This window comes from Actinomadura rupiterrae (assembly GCF_024172125.1).
GTDB classification, from domain to species: Bacteria; Actinomycetota; Actinomycetes; order Streptosporangiales; family Streptosporangiaceae; genus Spirillospora; species Spirillospora rupiterrae.
The window spans coordinates 72289-92247 of sequence record NZ_JAMZEA010000014.1; the positions used below are offsets into that span (position 1 = coordinate 72289).

Consider the following 19959-nt stretch of genomic DNA (forward strand, 5'->3'; position numbering starts at 1 on the left):
CGGGCCCGGCATGGACGGCGTACGAACCCGAGCAGACCAGAACGAGCTGGAGTGGGCCTATGACGCGCAGCGACACCGATTTCGACCGGGCCGGACGGGCCGGGTTCCGCGCCGCGCGGCCGCGCTGAGATCCGCGCGATGTATCAGGTTCAGCTCCTGGGAGCGCTCCGCCTCACCCGCGACGGGCACGAGCTGCGCCCGGGCGGTCCGCTGCAGCAGGCCGTCCTGGCGATGCTGGCACTGCGCGTCGGGCGACGCTGCGGGCCGGACGAGCTGGTCGACGGGCTGTGGGGCGACGCTCCCCCGAACCACGCGCTCGGAACGCTGCGCAACTACGCCTACCGCCTCCGCACGGTCCTCGGTAAGGACCAGGACGTCCTGGTGTCGGTGCAGGGCGGGTACCTTCTGGACCTTCCCGCCGACACAGTGGACGTCGTCCGGTTCGAGCGCCTGGCCCGCGACGCCGAACGGGCGCGGTCCGACGGCGACCTCGTCCGCGCCCGCCGCCTCTACGACGAGGCGTTGCCGCTGTGGCGGGGCGTCCCGCTCGCCGGTGTGGCCGGTCCGCATGCCGAGCACCAGCGCGACCGGCTCCGGCACCTCCATCTCGACACCCGCCTCGCCGCGCTCCGCTGCGTCGACGACCTGGGCGACCACGCGCGGGTCGCCGCCGACCTGGAACCGCTGATCGCGGCGCATCCGCTGCGCGAGGACCTGCGGGCCCTGCGCATGCGGGCCCTCTACCGGGCCGGGCGCACCGCCGACGCCCTGGCCGCCTACACCGAGGCGCACGAGGTGCTGTCGGACGAGCTGGGCCTCGACCCCGGGCAGGAGCTGTCGGAGCTGCGGGACCGCATCCTCGCGGGCGGCAGCCTGGACGAGGCCAGGACGGCCCAGCCCGTCCTCCCGTCCGAGGTGCCGGTCGGCGCGGTGCCGACGCCGCGCCAGCTGCCGCCCGTCCCGGCCGACCTCACCGGACGCGCCAAGCTGCGCGAGGCCGTCGTGGAGGCGCTGGCCCCGGACGAGGGCTGCGTCCCGGTCGCGGTGCTGACCGGGATCGGCGGTGTCGGCAAGACCACCCTCGCCCTGGACGCGGGCCACCGGCGCAGCGCCGACTACCCCGACGGCCAGCTCTACGCGGAACTGCGCGGCGCGGGCCCGGAGCCGGTCACGCCCGACGGCGTGCTGCTGGACTTCCTGCTCGCGCTGGGGATGCCCGCCGCCGAGATCCCGGCGTCGCTGGCGGCGCGCGCGGCGTCCTACCGGTCCCTGCTCGCCGACCGGAAGGTGCTGGTGGTGCTGGACAACGCGGCGAGCACCGCGCAGATCCAGCCGCTGCTTCCCGCCACGCCCGGCACCGCCGTGCTGGTGACGTCCCGGCGCCGCATCCTGCCCGTGGCCGGTGCGCGCCGGTTCGAGGTGGGCTTGCCGCCGCGCGCCGAGGCGCTGGCGATGCTGTCCCGGTTCGCGGGGGCCGATCAAGTGGCGGCCGAGCCGGAGAAGGCGGCCGAGCTGGCCCGGCTGTGCGGCTGGCTCCCGCTGGCGCTGCGCATCGTCGGCGCGCGGATCGCCGCCCGTCCCGAACGCGGCCTTCCGGCGATGCTCGCCCGCATGACCGACGCCGGGCGCCGCCTGACCGAGCTGCGCGCCGGGGACCTGTCGGTCGAGGCGTCCCTGGACCTGGGGTACGCGGCGCTGACCCCCGACCAGGCGCACGCGCTGCGCCGCTGCGCGCTGCTTCCGGGCGCGGGGTTCACCGTCCCGGTGGCCGCCGCGCTGCTCGACCAGCCCGAGCACCAGGCCGAGGACCTGCTGGAGCACCTGGTCGACGCGGGACTGCTGGAACCGCACGGCGCCGACCGGTTCCGCCTGCACGACCTGGTCCGGCTGTTCGCCCAGCGGCGCGGCGAGGTGGAGGACGGCGCGGACGAGCGCGACGCGGCGCTGCTGCGCGTCGGCGGCTTCCTTCTGGACGCGCTGGGCCAGGCGCTGTCGGCGCCCGCCACCAGCCTGGCGGTCGTCGCGCGGCTGTTCGCCGACGGGCGCGACGAGGCCGGTTTCGCCGACGGCGCGCAGGCGCACGCCTGGCTGCTCGCCGAGCACGACCTGCTGTGCTCGACGCTGGAGCTGATCCTCAAGACCGTCCCGGCGGGGCTGCGGCAGGCGGTGGACGCGCTGGCGCTGCTCGGTATCAGCGGCCTGTTCGAGGGCGGCGCCCACCAGGACGCGGTGGAGCGGCTCGTGGACCGGGCCGTCGATGTGGCCCGGGCCGCGGGCGACCCGACCGCCGAGACCCGCGCCCTGCACACCCGCGCCTGGGTGTCCTACCTGAACCGGGACATGACCGAGGCCGAGGCCGACCTGCGCACCGCGCTGCGCCGCGCGTCCGAGCACCGCGTCCCGCTCATCCCGCACATGTCCGGCGTGCTGCTGACGGTCATGCTCGCGGAGCTGGGACGGGTGGACGAGGCGGGCCTGGCGTTCGCCGAGGCGTCCCGGCACCCCTGCGGGGAGCTGCGGCCGGTCTCCACGGCGAGCACGTGGCGGAAGCTCGCGAGCCGGGACGGCCGGGAGAGGCAGGCGTGCGCCACGCCCGGCTGACCCGTCCCGCGACGCACCGCCGGCCGCCGCCCTCGCCGGGGGCGGCGGCCGGTCAGAGGCTGCTGCCCGCAAGGGAACGGCCGAAGAACTCGATCTCGGTGATGCCGACCTGGACGGTGGGTCCGGCGCCGTAGGCGGCCTCCAGCGTCAGCCGCGCCTTCACCACCTTGCGAGCCCGCAGCCGCAACTTCTGCGGGCCGGCCGCGTCGTCCAGGCGGAGCGTGCGGGTGACCGTCTTGCCGTCCGACGAGGTGAGCAGCGCCTGGATGACCTGCGGCCGGGCCTGCTTGGCGAACTGGTCGGGCTGCTTGGACACGCCGGGCGTGATGATCACGTTGAGCAGGTCGCGCGGCTGGCCGAACGTCACCTCCAGGAACTGGCCCGCGCCGCTGCCGCCGTAGCCGTCCCCCCAGAACGTGTCGTTCAGCCCGTCGAACGCCAGCTGCGGACCGTGCACCGGATCCGAGTGCGACGCCTTGGACGTGCTGACGCTGATCGGCGCGCGCTTGGCGAAGTGCGCGACGACCCCGTTCACGGCATCGTCGGAGTAGGCGACGCCCGTGCCGACCACGCCGACGCCGAGGATCGCGGCGCAGGTCATGCCGAGCACGCGGCCCAGCCCGCGGCGCAGGCGCGGCCGCTCCCCCGCCCACGGCGTCTCGGTGTTGCCGGGCTCCAGGATCCGCCGCCACCACGGGCGGGTGCGCGAGCCCGCCGGGTCGGCCGCGGTCAGGCTCATCGCGCACTTGCGGCAGAAGTGGCGGTCGCGCGGGTTGGGGGTGTCGCACCAGGGGCAGACGATGCCGCCGATGACGGGCTGGTCCTCCAGCATCCGCACCTGCGGACGGGCCGGTTCGGGCCGTCCGGGCAGCACCGGCGCCACGTGCGGGGCCCGCTGCGCGGCGGGCCGCTGCTCCTCCAGCGGGACGAGCAGGCTGCGCGCCCGCTCAGCGGTCTCGGGGCCCAGCTGCCGGTTCGAAGCGTCCTGGCTCGACTGCCGGTCCGCGGCGTCCTGGCTTGGCTGCCGTTCAGCAGCGGCCTTGTCGCCGGGCCGACCTTCCGGAGCCTCGGGGCCGAAGCGGCGGTTCGCCGGCGCCTCCGAGCCGGACGACGCGTCCGAGCCGGGCGCCTTCGCCGGAGCTGACGGGAGCCGCAGGTCCGCGCGGGTTTCGATGACCGGAGGGTTCGCCGACGCGGACGCGGGCGGGAAGGCGGTGGCGGCGGGCGGTTCGCGCCGGACGGGTGTCGGCTGCGGGCCGTCCCCGGCGAGCGCCCGCGAGATGGCCGACTCCCCGGCGGCTGCGGGTTCCTCGGCCGGGCCGGGCAGCGTCGGCGCCTCGCTCTCGGGTCCGGCCAGGGACGGCTGCGCGGGCTGGGCCCGGTCGCCCCAGTCCAGCACCGCGCCGCAGATGTCGCAGAACGATCCGGACTGCCGGGTCGCCCCGCATTCCGGGCAGGTGTCCTTGGCGGTCATCGCCCGCTCTCCTCGTCGGTCGTGGTCGCAGCGTCAGGGCCGGTCGCAGCGCCGGGGCCGGTCGCAGCGTCAGGGCCGGTCGCAGCGCCGGTGGCGGCCGCCCGCCGGACCGGCGCGGTCAGCGGCAGGACGTGGACGCGGTAGGGCACGTGGGCGGGGCGCGCGGCGGCCACCAGGTCCTCCAGCCGCCGCACGTCCACAGCGCCGGGGTCGGGCACCTTCAGGAAGACCTCCAGGCGCGGCTCGGGCTCGCCGGGGATCACGCCGAGCGGGCGGGCCGACCAGGCGGCCCCGCCGCTTTCGATGATCTCCGGGTCGACGCCGAACGCCAGCCGGATCGCGGCGGCGAGGCCGCGCCGGGTGCCGCGCAGCCGGTGCAGCCGGGCGGCCATCGCGACCGTCCCCCGCGCCTGCAGCTCCGGTTCGTCCCCGGACAGCTCAGCGCCGACCCAGCCGCCGAGCCACGTGACGAAGTCGGGCGGCGCCAGGTGCGGGGAGAAGTAGGCCTCCAGGCAGTCCAGCACCGACAGGACGGGGGCGAACACCTCGTCCAGTCCGGCGGTGAAGCGCTGCGCCAGGTCGTCCTCGGCGAACACGGCGGGCAGGTGGTCGGCCAGCGGCCACGGCGTGCCGAGGCCGTCCACGCCCTGCCTCACTGCTTGCCGCCCAGCACGCGGACCTTGTGGTCGTGGGAGAACAGCAGCGCGGCGGCCGAGATGTCGATCCGGTCCACGGCCTCGCCGCGCTTGCCGGTGAGCGGGTCGGCGGCGTGCAGCCGCACCTCGTCCACCAGCTCGACGCCGGGGACGCGCTGCAGCGCCGCGAACACCTCGCCCGCCTGGAGCGGGCGGCCGAACGGCCAGCCGCGGCCGTCCGCGCCGCCGGTCAGCGGGTCCAGGTGCGCGTAAAGGGCGGCGAGCGCGGCGGCGCGGACCCGCTCGGCCTCGGCGGAGGCGAACGCGTGCAGCGTCGCGACGACCGTGACGCCCTGGTAGAACGGCGGCCCGACGGCCAGCCGGACCCCGATCGGACGCCGGTCGTCCAGGTAGCGGGTGATGCGGGCGAGCAGGTCGTCGCCCGGGACCAGGTGCTCGAACCGGAGCCGCCCGCCCGCGTCGGGGACGGCCTGCGGCACCACCAGCACCCGCACCGCGCCGACGCCCGCCTCGTCCACCGGCAGGCAGCGCAGCCGGGCCGCCTCGGGCGCGGCGCGCCGGGCCAGCTCCTCGTAGTCGCGCGGGGTGACCGCGCGGTCCTGGGCGCGCAGCGTGATCGGCGCGCGGCGGCGCGCCTCGTCGAGCGTCTCGGCGTCGACGCCGCCGCGCGCCGCCTCCCGGTTGGTGACGCGGGCGACGTACGGGATGGAGCTGCGCAGCACGCACAGCGCGCCGCGCGCGACGTTGCCCGCGTGCCCGCCGCCGGTGCGGTAGGACCGGGCGCGCAGCACCGCGCCCTTCTCCGGGACGGCCCCGTACTGCCGCAGCCCGCCGTCGGCGAGCCGCACCGCCGGGCCGAACGACACCTCGCCGGTCGCCGAGTCGAGGCGGACGTGCCGGTCGTCCGGGCCGGACGCGGCGAAGTGGTCGACGACCTGCCAGGTCGTCCAGCCGTCGGCGGCCGACGACTCCAGCACCAGCGGCGGCGATCCGGCCACGACGGGCGTGCGGGACAGCTCGAAGCGCTGCCCCGGCACCCCGGCGGACTCGCCGAGCGGCTCGTCGGTGACCAGCTCGGCGTGCACGGCCCCGGTCGTCCCGCCGATCGTGGCGGCCTCGGCCGACCGGACGGTCGGCGACACCGAGTAGAACGGCTGGCCCGGACGCGGCTCCAGCACGCGGCAGCGCAGCCAGCCCGCCTCGTGCGCGCCGAGCCGCGACACGATGTGCCCGGCCGGGACGTGCAGGACGATCTCGCCGGGCCGGTTCAGCCCGCCGGTGCCGTCGCCGTCCACCTCGCACTCGCGCCAGCCGGTCGCCGTCCACGCCTCCCACACCAGCGGCGGCTGGCGCGGGTCGACGCCGACGCCGTCCACGCGGCTGTCCAGGCGCAGCAGCACCGCGCAGGACGGCACCGCCGCGGTCAGGCCGAACGCCAGCACGTCGCCCGGGCGCGGCGGCCCGCCGAAGCAGTCGACGTCCTTGCCCTCCAGCAGGTCGGCGGTGCGGTCGGTGAGCGGGCCGTCCTGGCGCTGCACGCCGAGCCGGTCCAGCTCGCACGGGACCACCTCCAGCGCGTCCTCGGTGGTGAAGACGGTCGACTCCTCGGTCTCGGTGCGCGCCGTCGCGACCTCGGTGTGCGGCGGCAGCGTGACCGGGAGCTCCTGCGGCGCCGACAGCCAGAACGTCACGTCCGTGCGGGCCGCGGACGGCGGCAGCAGCGTGATGCCCAGCAGGTCCAGGAACGCCAGGTAGTTCTTGTCCGGGACGCGGTTGAGCCGGTAGACGATCTGGTCGGCCATGTGCGCGACGGCCTCGATCAGCGTCACGCCCGGGTCGGACACGTTGTGGTCGGTCCACTCGGGCGCGCGCCGCTGGATGTAGCGCTTGGCGTCGTCGACGAACTGCTGGAAGTGCCGGTCGTCGAGGTTGGGCGAGGGCAGGGCCATCAGCCGGCAGCCCTTTCGTCGGTCGCGGAGGGGTCGGCGGGGTCGGCCGGGCCGTCGTGGCGCGGGATCACGTAGAAGGGGAAGACCAGGTTGCGCGGGTTGTTGGTGCCGCGGATCCGGTACCGGACGTCGATGTAGAGCACCCCGACGTCCTCGGCGTCGGCGGTGACCAGGACGTCCTCGACCTCGATGCGCGGCTCCCAGCGGTCCAGGCTCGTCCGCACCTCGTACCCGATGCGTCCGGCGGTCTCCTCGTTGACCGGGGCGAACACCATGTCGTGCACGGCGCAGCCGAACTCGGGGCGGGTGGGCCGCTCGCCCGGCGCGGTCGCCAGCACCAGGCGCATCGCCTCCTCGATCTCCCGCTCCCCGGTCACCAGCGCGATGCCGCCCGAGGCGCTGACGCGCATCGGGAAGCCCCAACCCGCGCCGACGAACTGTTCCCCCATCGTTCCCTCTCGTCCTGTCCTTGCCGTGCGCCGTCCGCTGCCGCCGCCGGTCAGGCGGGGATGACCATGACGGGCATCTCGTTCTGCTGGATCACGCCCATCACGTTGACCTTGCCCTGCACCTCGACCATCCCGGTGATCTTGAGCATCGCGGCCTCCATGCCGATCTCGGCGCCCTTGATGTCGATCGCCGCGCCGTTCACCTGCACCGTCGCGCCGCCGTCCACGGTCACGCCGCGCGCGCCGCGGATCTCCACGGTGCCGTCGCTGTGCACCTTGACGCGGGTGCCGAGCTCGTTCAGCTCGACCGACATCCGGTCGTCGCCGCTCGACACCGTCACGCCGCGCTTGCCCGGGGCGTCCAGCATCTCGATCCGCTGGCCGCTGCGGGACGCCAGCGCGCGCCAGTTCACCTTGCCGCCCGCGCCGACCAGCGGGAGGCGCTCGTAGCGCGGCGGCTTGTCGACGCCGTTGTAGAGGCCGCCGAGCACGTACGGGTGGTCGAGCGCGCCGCGGTCGAAGGCGACCAGCACCTCGTCGTTCACCTCGGGCATGATCAGCGAGCCGCCGCCGCGGCCGCCGAACTGCACCACCCGGGCCCAGTCGCTGACGTACTTGTCGTCCAGCCAGGGGAAGCGCAGCCGGACGCGGCCCTGCCGGCGCGGGTCCTGCACGTCGGTGACGATCGCGATCACCACGCCGTCCATGCGCGGCGCGGGCTGGCCGCCGCCGGACGCGAGGCCGAACAGCGAGCGGTGCTGGCGTCCGGTCACCGTCACGTACGACTCGTACCGCTCGCCGCCCGCGAACACGTGCCGGACGGTCGTGACGGTGTACTTGCCCTCGAACGGCTTGCCGATCCCGTTCAGCGCCACCGGCAGCCCCGGCCGCAGCTTCGGATCGCCCCGCACGATCGCCTCCACCTCGGCGAACGCCGCGCTGACGTCGGCGGCCAGCGCGTCCGCCGCACCCTTGACCTCGGCCTGCCGGTCGTAGGGCACCGAGGTCTCGACCAGCGTCGCCGGTCCGAACTTCCCGATCGCCACGCCGCCGGTCGTGCCGATCTTCAGCTCGGGGTTGCTGGTCGCGGGCGCGCGGGAGGTCAGCGGCTGCTTGCCCGCCACGTCCCAGCCCCGGACCTCGACCTCCTTGACCTGGTCGGACGCCGTCACCCCGGTCCGGACGCGCAGCAGGTTCACGCCGAACTCCAGCACGTGGTGGCTGTCCTTGGCGTGCGTGCCCGCGCCCGGCGCCCCGGACGCGTCGGCGGGCTTGACGAACTGGAACCGCCCCTTGTCGTCGAACGACATCTCCACGTCGTTCTCCTGCGCCAGCCGGGTCAGGAAGTCCCAGTCGGTCACGTTCGGCTGCGTGATCAGCTCGTAGACGGTCTTCGTCGCGTCGATCTTGCCGATCTTCAGCCCGTCCCGGGCGGCGAGCCGGCGCGCGATGTCGGAGGCGGTCATGTTGACGTAGCCCTCGACGCGGCGGTGCCGCAGCAGCCGGTGGCCGGGGTCGTGCCCGCGCACCACGCTGTACTTGCCGGTGCCGTCGCAGTCGGCCTCCAGCGCCGTGACCTCGCCGGTGAACAGCGGTGAGCCGCCGTCCTTGCCGACCGCCAGCGCGCGCAGCACCACCTTCGACCCGATCGTCACGCCGAGCCGCCCCAGCACCCTCTGGTGCGGGTCGCGGAAGGTCAGCTGGAACGCCGCCGGGACGTTCACCGACGCGTCCACCCAGCCCTCCACCAGCAGCGGCTTGACCGTCGCCGGCAGCGGCGCGCCGTCGATCGTGACGGCGAGCAGGTTGGTATAGGTTCCCTCGGACATGTGCCCCCCGGTTCTAGGCGTGGATCTCGTCGGCGGCGGGCAGCAGCAGCTCGCGGCCGGGCCGCAGCCGCATCGGGTCGTCGATGCCGTTGGCCTCCGCGATCACCCGCCAGGCGGTCGCGTCGCCGTACTCGCGCCAGGCCAGCGAGGCGAGCGTGTCCCCCGCGACCAGCCGGTGCACCCGCTTGGCCGACAGCGCCCCCGACGTCGGGTTCTGCCCGGCCGTCAGCTGCGGGATCTCCGCCAGGCTCAGCCGGCACGTCGCGCGGACCGGCTCGCCGGTCGTGTCGAACAGCGTGTAGGACGCGCTGACCTGCTGGACGTACGCGACGAACCGGACGGTGCTGAACTTGCCCCACTCGAAGATCACCCACGGCGGGGACGGCCGGTCCGGCAGGCTGGACGGCGTCACCCGCAGGCACGAGAACAGCGTCTCCACCGCCTTGCGGACCTTCGCGTCCCCCGGCTTGTCGGAGCTGTCGAGGAACATCTCCAGGTCCAGGCTCTGCTGGTCCGAGCCGAGGAACTCGGCCTTGCCCGCCACCCGGGACGCCACCGTCGGCGTGTAGCTCCACTGCGCCGACCGGGTGATCTCCAGCTGCGCCGGGTTGAACTGGAAGGGGATCTTCTTGATCACGCCGCCCGGTGTGGTGGAGTCGCCCGCGGGCGGCTCGTGCACGCTGAGCGTCGCCTTGACGTGGCTGGTGCGCCCGCCGGCCATCAGGCGCCCCCCGCCCCGGTGAAGCCGTGGTGCGCGAGTTCGAGCACCTCGGTCGCGACGGTGTTGGCGCTCGGGTCGAGCGTCGGTCCGGTCCAGGTCACCGGCAGCACGTCCAGCAGGCCCCAGCGCGCGACCAGCTCGCCGTTCGCGCGCAGCGCCTCGATCTGCGCGGTCGGCCGCTTGATGCCGGTCGACACCGAGGAGATCCAGGTCATCACCTTCACGGTGTCCTCGTTGATCGGGCGGGTCAGCCGCACGTTGGAGTGCCGCACCCGGGTCGGCAGCTGCCACACGTGCCCGTTGTTGCCGCCCTCCTCGCGCAGCTCGACGTCCACCTGCGCCGCCAGCCCGTCGCAGCCGTTCCAGCTCCCCAGCGACTCGCCGTCGATGGACAGCCGGAAGTACAGGCTCGACCCCGGGTCCTTGGTGGTGCTCATCGTCGTTCCTTCTTCTCTGTCGCCTGGGCCGTCCGGCCGTCACCGCCGCGGATCACGCAGCCTCCCCACCCGTTCGCGGTCCAGCCGCAGCTCCGTCCGCAGCAACCGGGAGAGCGGTCCGACCAGGCGGCGCGCCAGCTCGTCCAGGTCCGGCTCCCGTTCCTTTCCGTTGCCGCCGCGCTTCGGCTCGTTGCCGCCGCTCCGTTTCGGCGCCGGGGACGACGAGGCTCGCGTCACCGTCTGCCCACCGCCGCCTGGCGGATCGTGCGGCGGACGGGAGGACTCCGCCGGGATCGTCCGCTGGAACGCCATCGGCGGCGGCGCCTGGACCGCCGGGAAGGACGGACCGGCGTTGCTCCCGCTGCGGTCGTGGTCGCGTCCGGCCGTCCGCTGCACCGGCAGGCTCGCCGAAGCCCGCGCCGTCGCCGCGACCGAGCCGACCGACGCGCTCCGGTTCAGCGGGACGACCATCGAGGGCGCCGCGTCCTCCCGGACGCTGCCGCGCCGGGGCCGAACCACGGCCCGCTGAACCGGCGCGTCACCCGCCGTCTCGGTGCTCGCGGGCGGGACGCTCGGCTTCCCGCTTGCGGGCTCGGACGTCCGGGACGCGCTCGACATCGCGTCCAAATTCCTCTGGATCGGCAAGCGCCGCGACGCAATCGGCACGACCTGCGCCACCGGCCCCGTCCCAGGGACGGCCGGGCTATGCGTCAACGGCATCCCGAGAACAGGCCGCGCCGCAACACGCCTGGACGCCCCGGACGTTGTCGCGTCCGCCGTTCCAGCGCCGGCCGCTTCGGGCGAAGCCATCGCCTGCTCACTCGTCGCGTTCAAAGGCGAGGCAGTGTGTTCCGTCCGGGACACGCTCGGAATGGCCCCGCCCGCGCTCACCTCGCGCTGGACAGGCATGCCCTGGCTCGCGCCAGGTTCCGACGGCTGGACTCCGTCCAGTGGACGGCTTCCAGCGGGCGGCCCGCTCAAGGGCGCGCCCAAACCAGAAAGCGCAGGGCTGTTGCCCGCACGCCGCGCACGCTGCACCGGCATCCCCGCCTGCGGCGAGGACCAGCCGGATGTAGCGCCACCCGCGACGTCGCCACCGCTCACACCCGGACCGGACGCGCTGCCCACCGAGTTCGGCGAGGCGGAAGGCGTCGAGTCGCGCGGGACCGATGCGTCCCCGCTGGCGCGAAGCCCGGACGCCTGGCCACCCTCCAGCGGACCGCTTCCAGCGGACGACCCGCTCAAGGGCGCACCCAAACCAGAACCCGCGGGGCCGTTGCCTGAACGCCGCACCCGTTGGACAGGCATCGGACCGGACGCGCTACCTGCCGAGTTCGGCGAAGCGGAAGGCCTGGACTCGCGCGGAACGGATGCGTCCCCGGTGCCGCTAGGGCCGGACGCCTGGGGGCCCTCCAGCGGACGGCTTCCAGCGGGCAGCCCGCTCAAGGGAGCACCCAAACCAGAACGCGCAGGAGCGTTGCCGGCACGCCGCACACGCTGCACCGGCATCCCCGCCTGCGGCGAGGACGAACCGGATGCAGAACCACCCGGGACATCGCCACCGCTCACACCCGGACCGGACGCGCTGCCCACAGAGTTCGGCGAGGCGGAAGGCTTCGAGTCGCGCGAAACGGATGCGTCCCCGCTGGCGCGAGGTCCGGACGCCTGGCCACCTTCCAGCGGACCGCTTGCAGCAGGCGACCCGCTCAAGGGCGCACCCAAACCAGAACCCGCGGGGGCGTTGCCAGCACGCCGCGCACGTTGCACAGGCATCGCCCCACCCGGCGAGGCCGAGCCGGCCCCAGCGGAGGCGGAGCCACTCGGCGTCCCCTGTCCCGCCACGCTCGGACCGGGCGCGCTGCTTGCCGAGTTCGGCAGGACGGAAGGCTTGGTCTCCCCTCGATCGGGCGCGTTCTCGGTCCCACGAGCCTCGGACGCCTGGGCACCTTCCAGCGGACGGCTTCCAGCGGGCGGCCCGCTCAACGGCGCACCCAAACCAGAACGCGCAGGGCCGTTGTCGGCACGCCGCACACGCTGCACCGGCATCCCCGCACCTGGCGAAGACGAGCCAGCCGCGGCGGAGGCAGAGCCGCCCGGGGCATCGCCGCTCACACGCGGCGTCCCCTGCCCGGCCACACCCGGACGAGACGCGCTGCCTGCCGGATTCGGTGAGGCGGAGGGCTTGGAGTCGCGCAAGCCAGACTGCGGACCACCCTCGCCACCACTTGCGTTCACTTCGCGCGGGGCGGGTGCGTCCTCTCTGGCGCGAGGTCCCGGCGACCCGGTTCCATCCAGCGGACGGCTCCCAGCGGGCGGCCCGCTCAAGGGCGCACCCAAACCAGAACGCGCAGGGGCGTTGCCACCACGCTGCGCGCGTTGCACCGGCATCGCCGCGCCCGCATCCTGACCGACCGGACTCGGGGCGATCGACTTGGTCACGGGCGCGCCGGGTTGCGCGGCGCTCCCGCTGCCACTTCCGCGTGTCTCCCGCTGGACCGGCTCGCTCAACGGCGCGTCCAAGCCAGGACGGGCGGGGCCACTGTCCTCACTCCGTGCCCGCTGCACTGGCATGCCGCCAGAGGTGTTCGATGCGGGCGGCGGCGTTCCTGCTGGTCGCGCCGTCCGACTCGGCCGCGCGCTGCCTACGGCGCTCAGTCCGGGCACCTCCGGGTCATGGCTCACGGGGGCGGCCTTGCGTTGCACTGGGGCCGTCCCGGTCGGGGCTGTGGACGGCGGCGTGCCGTCCGCCGCGGAGCGGGGAGCAGACGCGGCGGACGTGGCCGACGAAGGCCCGGAGGTGCCGGAAGCGGGCGTGGCTGCGGCACGGACGCGGCGGAGCGAAGGCTGGTTGACGCGCGCCGTGGTCAGCGGCGTCCGCCCCGTCGTCCGCCGTACGGGCCGTGCCGATGGCGATCCACTAACGGCAGCGTTCGCTGTCGCGGGAGCTGTCCCGGCTGCCGCGGGCGTCCGTGCCGGGACGTCTGCCAGGAGGGAGGGCGCAGGTGCCGCCGGGGCATGGTTCGGCCGGGCAGGGGAGGTCGGCAGCTGGCCACGGGAAGTGGGCGTGCTGGTCGGCGGGCGCGCCGGGGACGCGGGAAGCGCTCGTGGCGCGGACGACGCGCCTGGCGTTGCGCGGAGAGGGGTCGCGCCGGGCGTCCGGGACGCGGGTGAGCGCGGCGCGGACGTGGTGGGCGCGGTCCTGACGTGGCGCAGCGGGACGGGCGTCGGGCGCGGTGACCAGGGGGTCTCGGCTCCTGCGGCGCTCGGCGCGGTCTCGGCGCGGGCAGGGCGGACCAAGGGCAGGGCGGCGGCGCCCGGGCCGCCGAGCGCGACAGGGCCGCCGACAGGACGGGCCATGCCGCGCACCAGCCCGGACGGCGCCTCGGGACGCACCAGGTGCGTGAGGTCGCCGGACAGCAGCGGCCGCTGCCAGGTGGACAGGGCCGCCCCGAAGCCCGGATCGGCCACGGGACGCAGCGGACGGACCGGTGCCGGAGCGGCAAGCCGCGTCCAGCCCGGTTCGTCCGCCCGTCCGGCCGCCCCAGCGGGAGACTGGGCGGCCGGAGCCTCATGTCCCGCGGCCGCCGGGCCCGGCGCGGCCGGAGCAGCGGGGCCCGAAGCGGCCGGGGTCGGCGCGCGGCGGAACAGGTCACGGATGGCCACGGGTCACCCGTCCGCTTCGGCGGCGGCGTTCGCGCGGTTCACGAAGCCGACGATGTGCCCCAGGTAGCGGCGCCGGTCGAGGTGCTCCAGGTCGAGGATCTCCCCGCGCGACCAGTGGAAGTGGTAGGCGATGTACGCGACCTCCTCGTGCAGCCGTTCGGGCGCGTACGTCACGATTCCCCCAGGCGGCTCCCGCCGAGGTCCACCTCGAACGCCTCGTCGCAGGACGGGCAGGTCACCTCGGCGCGGGTGTGCCCCTCGGCGTTGATCTGGCGGTAGAAGTCCTGCAGGAACGCCAGGTCGGAGGCGAACATGTTCTCCACGACCCCGTCGTGCACCATCGGCAGCGTGCCGAGCCGGGTGATGACCCGGCCGAGCAGCACCACCGACAGGTACGGCGGGTTCTCGCGGACCCGCACATCCTGCAGGGGGACGAGCTCGTCGCGGGCGGTGGCGAGGCGCATGGCGCCGTGCCGGTGCACGGCGCCGTTCTCGTCGACGAAGCCGCGCGGCAGCTCGAACTCGAACTCGGTGCGCATCGGCTCGTCCCGGACCGGCCCCGCACCCGCCGTGGCGAACGGGGGGGACGCCGCGCCGGTGGCGGAGTCGGGCCGGGACGAGGGCTGCGCGCCCGGAGCGGCGTCCGGGACGACGGGGGCGGAGCGGCGCATCACTCGATCGTCAGCTCTTCGAAGGTGATCGTGACGGTCTCGGTGAGGGCGGCGTTGCCGCCGGCCTCCAGCTGGCTCGCCTCGATCTTGCTGCACCAGGCGTTGCGCATGTGGTACCGCTTGACCGGGTTGTTCTGGTAGTCCATCACGATGATGCTGGCGTTCTTGCGCGCCGAGCCCATGTTGCCCTTGATGGAGTCCTTGATCCAGGTCGTGAACGCCTGGCTCTCGGTCTGGCCGCGCACGACCGTGCACTCGCCGGCCTGCGCGACGCCGGGCATCTTCTTGGTGACCGGCTTGCCCTGCGCCGAGTTCTGCTTGAACTCGATGACGTCCTGCGAGTAGGTCAGCCCGGTGACGCTCTGGAGGTACTCCACCATCACGCCGTCGATCTGCAGGCCGAAGTTGTGCGACGCAACGGCGTCGCCGCCCTGGAAACCCATCGTTCCTCTTTCAGGTCAGGAAGGTGCGAAACGTCCGGGAGGGTGGTGCGGCGCGTCCGGGGCCCCGGGAGGCGGCCCCGGACGCGCCGCGGCGACTCACTCCTCCAGCTCGCCGCCGCCGGAGATCTGGGCCAGCCGGAACACCACGAACTCGGCGGGCTTGACCGGCGCGACGCCGATCTCGCAGACGACGCGGCCGAGGTCCACCGACTCGGGCGGGTTGGTCTCGGCGTCGCACTTGACGTAGAACGCCTCCTCGGCGCTGGAGCCGAACAGCGCGCCGTCCCGCCACTCGGTGACCAGGAACGCCGACAGGTTGCGCCGGATGCGCGCCCACAGCGCCTCGTCGTTCGGCTCGAACACCACCCACTGGGTGCCGATCAGGATCGACTCCTCCAGGTAGTTGAAGTACCGGCGGACGTTCAGGTAGCGCCAGGCCGGGTCGGACGACAGCGTCCGCGCGCCCCAGACCCGCACGCCGCGTCCGGGGAAGGACCGGATGCAGTTGACGCCGATCGGGTTGAGCAGGTCCTGCTCGCCCTTGGTGACCTGGAGGCCGAGGTCGACGGCGCCGCGCACCACCTCGTTGGCGGGCGCCTTGTGCACGCCGCGCTCGGTGTCGCTGCGCGCCCAGATCCCGGCCATGTGCCCGGACGGCGGCATCATCGCGGCCTTGCCGGTGGACGGGTCGAACGCCTTGATCCACGGGTAGTACAGCGCGGCGTAGCGCGAGTCGTAGCCCGCGGTCTCCAGCCGCCACTCGCGGATCTGCTTGGCGTTCAGGCCGGGCGGCGGGTCGATGATCGCGACCCGGTCGCCCATCAGCTCGCAGTGCGCGATCATGCCGAGCTGGACGGCCTTGACGCCCTCCATGTCGATCGCGCCGTGCTCGTAGGCGCTCATCAGGTCGGGGCAGGCGACCATGGTGACGGCGTCCAGGGCCTCCAGGCCGCCGAAGCCGGTGCGGTCGGAGGTGTCGCCGAGGTAGTGCTCGGGGCTGACCGGCTCGCGGCCGGACACCGGCGCGGCGGGCGCGGCCGGGCGGGCGACCGCGACGGACTGGTTCTCCGGGCGGGCGAGCTGCCCGGCGCCGGCCGCCTCGGTGACGGTGATCAGCTTGGACCGCTCCTTCACCTGCGTGACCAGGTAGGTGCGGGTGTTCTTGCGGGTGGTGACGAGGAAGTTCTCGACCGGCTCGCCGTCCACCTTGACGATCAGGCGGAAGCGGTCGTCGGACGCCTTGTCCGCGCCCTTGTCCCCGGCCTTGTCGTCCTTGGCGTCGGTGCCGGAGGTGTCGCCGTCCGCGACCTCGACGGTGATCTCGCCGGCGGCAGCCGCAGCGGGCAGCGCCGCGACGTGGAAGCCGCCGAGCCGCGCGGGCTGCGCCGGCTGGAGCGCGCGCGGCGCGCCCTGGCCGTTCCCGTCGGTGCCGGCCGGCGCGCCGCCGACGCGCACCACGTAGCAGGTGGTGCCGCCGTTGTTGAAGAACCCGTAGACCGAATGCGCCAGGTAGTAGCCATCGGTGAAGTCGCCGAAGGCGGCGACGTACTGCGACCAGTTGGTGACCAGCACCGGCTCGTTCAGCGGCCCCTCGGGCGCGAACCCGACGAAGGCCGCCACCGAGGTGCCGACCCCCTCGATCGGCCGCGACCCGCTGGCCACCTCCTCGACATAGACGCCCGGCGACAGGTACGAAGGCATGCTCGGCTACTCCCCGAAAAGGACGGACCTCTGACCCTTCGAGCCTGCCGTCCCGCCCGCGCCGCCCCCACGTCCGAACGGACGCTCTACCGGGCAGCGCACCGTGCCCGTTCGGCCCCGCTCCCAAACCCGCGGACGCGGGATCGGCCGGCCCCGGCCCGGAGCACCGCGGACGTGGGGGTCAGTCGATCTCGGCTGGGAAGCCGCGCGGTGCGGCGCCCACGCGCGCGGTCGCGCCGGACGCCTTGTCCTTCTCGACGTAGTGCGCGCTGTACTCGAAGCCCTCGGCGACGACGCCTTTGGAGATCTTCCGGAATGTCGCGCGGTCGGCGGGGTCGGGGACGTCGTCGAACGCGCCGTCCTTGCGGACGTCGAACTCCACGCCGTACCAGACCGGATGGCCGGGCACGCTGCGGGCCTGGCTCGCGCAGGCGTCGAGCATCCGCTTGAGCGGCTCCTCGAAGTCGCTGTTGAAGCGGCCGTTCGTCCGCCCGGTCATCGGGGTGAGGTTCTCGCTGACGCCGGGCCCGCCGAGGTTGTCGTTCCACAGGTGGCCCTTGATCCAGCGCTCCCAGCCGCACTGCGCGTTCAGCTCGTCCACGATGGTGCAGGCGTCCCGCCGGGGCCTGCTGCCCGCGTAGGTCGAGCCGGGCGCGCGCATGCCGGGGCCGAGCGTGACCTTGACGGACGTCCCGCCCGTCCGGGGCGTGTGCGCGCCGTAGGACGCCCTGGACCAGACCTTCTGCCGCTCCCACGACCCGTGGGTGGCCAGCCGCGCCGGACGCTCGTCCTCGTCCACGGTCCGCTGGACGGCCGAGCGCGCCGCCATCACCCGCGCGACCGCGGCGTTCCCGGCCGTCCGCTGCAGCACCCCCACGGGCAGCGGCAGCCCGCCTCCCCGCCCGTGCACCTGCCCGAGCGGCTGCGCGTGCACCTGGCCGCGCATCTGTCCCGGCTCCTGCGCGTGCGCTTGGCCGGGCGCCTGCGCGTGCATCCGGCCGGGTACCTGCCTGTGCGCCTGGCCGAGCACCTGCTCGTGCATTTGCCCTGGTAGATGCGCGTGCACTGGGCCCACTCCCCCCACCGGCGTCCGCCGGTCCTCGTCCGCTGTCCGGCAGTGCTCGCCCGGTGTCAGGACGCCAGTTTGGCGCCGATGAGGCCGACGGCCGCGTCCCGTCCGCCCTCGGCCTTCAGCTCGGTCCAGTCCAGGCCGAGCCCGTGCAGGACGCCCTTCGCGCTGAGGACGGTCTGCCCCTCCACGACCGGCGCGTCCTCGACGCTGGTGGCGACGTGGCCGGAGTCCTCCTCGCGGGCGAGGTCGAACAGCGTCCCGGCGACGATCTCGCGCTTGCTCGGGCCGAGCTTGCGGAAGACGTTGATGGTCAGCAGCAGCCGCTCGCGCGTCGGACGCTCGACGCCGTTCTCGTCGGTCTTCGCGGCCTTCCAGCGCTTGTTCAGGAACTTGCTGGTCTTGTAGGCGGCGAGCATCAGGCCGAGGCTGGCGGCGAGGCCCGCGAAGGCCCAGCCCACCGGCGTCGCGGCCAGGGCGCCCGCTCCGGCGACCGCGCCGGTCGCGACGGCGATCGAGGCGGCCAGGCCGGCCGCGCCGCCGATCGCGGCGGAGAACGCGCTCGCCGCGGACAGGCCCTTCTTCCACACCCCGCGCTTGTTCTTCTTGTGCGCGTACTCGGCGACCGCCTCCAGCAGCGCCTCGCGGCAGGCCGCCTGCGTCGCCAGCGCCTCGGCCTTCTTGGTCTCGAACGCCTTCAGCTCGGCCTCGGCCTGGGTGAGCGAGTCGCGCAGCTGGAACAGCATGTCGATCGTCTGCGCGGACTGCGCGTCCATCGGCAGGCCCGGGTGCGGCGCGAAGTCCGGGTCGTCCACCAGCTTGTTGACCTTGGCCAGCAGGTCGGCGATCTCGTCGCGGGTCTTGATCTGCTCGTCGATCAGCTCGGTCAGCACGGTCGCGGTGTTCTTCGCGCCCTGCAGGACGTCGATGCGCTTGCGCAGGTCGTTCGCGTCGGTGACGTCCCGGTCGCCGAGCAGCTTGGCCAGCGCGTCCGCGCGCTTGCGGGCGTGGTCGGCCTTCCGGCTGTCCCGGACGCCCTGGACGAGCGAGGCGACCAGCGTGAACGCGCCGCCGCCCGCCGCCGCCTTGGCCACCACGGCGGACGAGACGCCGAGCAGGCTCTGCACGGCGCTCGCGAGGTTGGTGGCGTTGCCGACCGTGTTGGCGGCGTTCTGGGTGAACTCGCCGCCCGCGACGTTACGCTCGCGCCGGGCGCCGTGGTGCTGCGCGGTTCCCGCGGCGGTCCCGCCCAGCTCGCGGTGCGCGCCGTAGAACTTGGAGCCGCTGGAGACGGCCCCGGCCACGGCCCCGCCGAGGCTGAGCACCGCCCCGGCGACCGCGCCGGAGGTGCCGGACACGGTGCTGGCGTCCGGGTCGCGGAAGCCGCTCCCGACGGTGGACGCGGTCGGCATCGTGGTGCTCTGGCCGGGCAGGTCCAGGACGTCCTTGGCGGTCCCGCCCAGCTCGCGCCAGTCGGCCCGCTCCTTCACACCGCCCTTCGGCGCCCGCTGGACGCTCGGCCGCGCGCCGGCCGAGACCCGCTGCACCGGCCCGCCGCCGGGCGTCTGCCGCGCGCCGCCCTCGCCACCGGCTCCGCGCGACGCGTCCTGGACGGGTGCGGTGGACATGACGCGGGCCGCGTTGGCCTCGGCCTCGCGCTCGAAGCGGTCGGACGGGTCGCTGACCTTCAGCCCGTCGCCCGAGTCGGTCCCCGCCACGGGGCCGGAGCGCTGCTGGATCACGTGGGTCAGCTCGTGCGCGAGCATCGTCCGTCCCGCCGAGGAGGCGGTGTCGTAGCGGCCGCGCTGGAAGACGATGTGCGCGCCGGAGGTGAAGGCGTGCGCGTCCACCGCCTCGGCGGCTTCGTGGCCCACCGCGTCGGTGTGCACGCGGACGTCGGAGAAGTCGGCGCCCAGGCGGGTCTCCATGTCCGCCCGGACGGCCGGGGCCAGCGCCGTCCCGGGGCGGCGCAGCGCCTCGTGCACCGCCGAGCGCTGCACCGGGTGCCCGCATCCGGCACCGTGCGTGTGGGTGTCCTGCTCGTGCGCGTGGGCGTCCTGCTCGTGCGCCTGCGCGACGGCCTGGTTGCCCGCGAGCCGCTGCAGCGCCAGGAACCGCTCGGCCGCCGGGCCTCCGGAACCGGCCTGGCGGACCTGCGGCGGCGGCACCGCCCGGGGACCGCGCTCGACGTTCTGCGGACGGCCGTGGTCGCGCACGATGTCGACTCCTCCGGATTTCAGACAGGTGGTCCCGCCATGCTGCGGAGCGGGGCGCGCGGCGCGCCAGGGCCGTCCGG

The 19959-nt window shown here is 74.6% G+C and carries 15 protein-coding genes; 1 reads left to right on the plus strand and 14 read right to left on the minus strand.

Translation table 11 applies throughout. The features are described from left to right. Positions 1-138 precede the first annotated feature (138 nt). On the plus strand, positions 139-2601 hold the full coding sequence (locus FHU30_RS38490; RefSeq protein WP_253882513.1) for an AfsR/SARP family transcriptional regulator: 2463 nt from the start codon (positions 139-141) through the stop codon (positions 2599-2601). A 52-nt stretch (positions 2602-2653) separates the two neighbouring features. Here FHU30_RS38490 and FHU30_RS38495 read toward each other — a convergent pair whose 3' ends face one another. The 14 genes from FHU30_RS38495 to FHU30_RS38560 form a co-directional block, all read right to left on the minus strand. Then, positions 2654-4075 (minus strand): discoidin domain-containing protein, encoded by a 1422-nt coding sequence (locus tag FHU30_RS38495; RefSeq protein WP_253882514.1) that lies wholly within the window; start codon positions 4073-4075, stop codon positions 2654-2656. Beyond that, the gene (locus FHU30_RS38500; RefSeq protein WP_253882515.1) at positions 4072-4719 is read right to left on the minus strand and encodes a phage tail protein; all 648 of its coding nucleotides are present in this window, start codon (positions 4717-4719) and stop codon (positions 4072-4074) included. Before FHU30_RS38500 ends, FHU30_RS38495 begins: the two co-directional genes overlap by 4 nt. An 8-nt stretch (positions 4720-4727) precedes the next feature. Continuing rightward, positions 4728-6680, minus strand: coding sequence for a putative baseplate assembly protein (locus FHU30_RS38505; protein WP_253882516.1), 1953 nt, complete (start codon positions 6678-6680; stop codon positions 4728-4730). After that, positions 6680-7129 carry a GPW/gp25 family protein gene (locus FHU30_RS38510; RefSeq protein WP_253882517.1) on the minus strand — a complete coding sequence of 150 codons (450 nt, stop codon included), beginning with the start codon at positions 7127-7129 and terminating at the stop codon, positions 6680-6682. Before FHU30_RS38510 ends, FHU30_RS38505 begins: the two co-directional genes overlap by 1 nt. A gap of 50 nt (positions 7130-7179) precedes the next feature. Continuing rightward, positions 7180-8958: a VgrG-related protein gene (locus tag FHU30_RS38515; RefSeq protein ID WP_253882518.1), complete on the minus strand. Its 1779-nt coding sequence runs from the start codon at positions 8956-8958 to the stop codon at positions 7180-7182. Between the two features lie 13 nt (positions 8959-8971). Further along, complete coding sequence (locus tag FHU30_RS38520) at positions 8972-9679, minus strand: CIS tube protein (protein ID WP_253882519.1); 708 nt, start codon at positions 9677-9679, stop codon at positions 8972-8974. Next, positions 9679-10116, minus strand: coding sequence for a phage tail protein (locus FHU30_RS38525; protein ID WP_253882520.1), 438 nt, complete (start codon positions 10114-10116; stop codon positions 9679-9681). Before FHU30_RS38525 ends, FHU30_RS38520 begins: the two co-directional genes overlap by 1 nt. A 39-nt stretch (positions 10117-10155) precedes the next feature. Next, positions 10156-10734, minus strand: a complete 579-nt coding sequence (locus tag FHU30_RS38530; protein ID WP_253882521.1) for a hypothetical protein — start codon at positions 10732-10734, stop codon at positions 10156-10158. Positions 10735-13782: 3048 nt separating this feature from the next. After that, a complete protein-coding gene (locus FHU30_RS38535; protein ID WP_253882522.1) occupies positions 13783-13953 on the minus strand; it encodes a DUF6760 family protein in 171 nt (56 codons plus the stop codon). Next, positions 13950-14450 carry a hypothetical protein gene (locus FHU30_RS38540; RefSeq protein WP_253882523.1) on the minus strand — a complete coding sequence of 167 codons (501 nt, stop codon included), beginning with the start codon at positions 14448-14450 and terminating at the stop codon, positions 13950-13952. The genes FHU30_RS38535 and FHU30_RS38540 overlap by 4 nt, the downstream gene beginning before the upstream one ends. Continuing rightward, a complete protein-coding gene (locus FHU30_RS38545; protein ID WP_253882524.1) occupies positions 14450-14893 on the minus strand; it encodes a phage tail protein in 444 nt (147 codons plus the stop codon). Before FHU30_RS38545 ends, FHU30_RS38540 begins: the two co-directional genes overlap by 1 nt. Before the next feature lie 96 nt (positions 14894-14989). Continuing rightward, positions 14990-16594, minus strand: coding sequence for a phage tail sheath family protein (locus FHU30_RS38550; RefSeq protein ID WP_253882525.1), 1605 nt, complete (start codon positions 16592-16594; stop codon positions 14990-14992). A 181-nt stretch (positions 16595-16775) separates the two neighbouring features. After that, entirely contained in the window at positions 16776-17636 is an 861-nt protein-coding gene (locus tag FHU30_RS38555; protein WP_253882526.1) for a hypothetical protein, read from the minus strand. An 89-nt stretch (positions 17637-17725) separates the two neighbouring features. Then, positions 17726-19879 (minus strand): eCIS core domain-containing protein, encoded by a 2154-nt coding sequence (locus FHU30_RS38560; RefSeq protein ID WP_253882527.1) that lies wholly within the window; start codon positions 19877-19879, stop codon positions 17726-17728. Positions 19880-19959: the final 80 nt, after the last annotated feature.

Bases quoted from the DNA above. Each gene is read 5' to 3' on its own strand.
- FHU30_RS38510 (WP_253882517.1), bottom strand. From the start codon at position 7,129: ATGGGGGAACAGTTCGTCGGCGCGGGTTGGGGCTTCCCGATGCGCGTC.
- FHU30_RS38545 (WP_253882524.1), bottom strand. From the start codon at position 14,893: ATGGGTTTCCAGGGCGGCGACGCCGTTGCGTCGCACAACTTCGGCCTG.
- FHU30_RS38505 (WP_253882516.1), bottom strand. From the start codon at position 6,680: ATGGCCCTGCCCTCGCCCAACCTCGACGACCGGCACTTCCAGCAGTTC.
- FHU30_RS38515 (WP_253882518.1), bottom strand. From the start codon at position 8,958: ATGTCCGAGGGAACCTATACCAACCTGCTCGCCGTCACGATCGACGGC.
- FHU30_RS38555 (WP_253882526.1), bottom strand. From the start codon at position 17,636: ATGCACGAGCAGGTGCTCGGCCAGGCGCACAGGCAGGTACCCGGCCGG.
- FHU30_RS38525 (WP_253882520.1), bottom strand. From the start codon at position 10,116: ATGAGCACCACCAAGGACCCGGGGTCGAGCCTGTACTTCCGGCTGTCC.
- FHU30_RS38495 (WP_253882514.1), bottom strand. From the start codon at position 4,075: ATGACCGCCAAGGACACCTGCCCGGAATGCGGGGCGACCCGGCAGTCC.
- FHU30_RS38530 (WP_253882521.1), bottom strand. From the start codon at position 10,734: ATGTCGAGCGCGTCCCGGACGTCCGAGCCCGCAAGCGGGAAGCCGAGC.
- FHU30_RS38550 (WP_253882525.1), bottom strand. From the start codon at position 16,594: ATGCCTTCGTACCTGTCGCCGGGCGTCTATGTCGAGGAGGTGGCCAGC.
- FHU30_RS38540 (WP_253882523.1), bottom strand. From the start codon at position 14,450: ATGCGCCGCTCCGCCCCCGTCGTCCCGGACGCCGCTCCGGGCGCGCAG.
- FHU30_RS38520 (WP_253882519.1), bottom strand. From the start codon at position 9,679: ATGGCCGGCGGGCGCACCAGCCACGTCAAGGCGACGCTCAGCGTGCAC.
- FHU30_RS38490 (WP_253882513.1), top strand. From the start codon at position 139: ATGTATCAGGTTCAGCTCCTGGGAGCGCTCCGCCTCACCCGCGACGGG.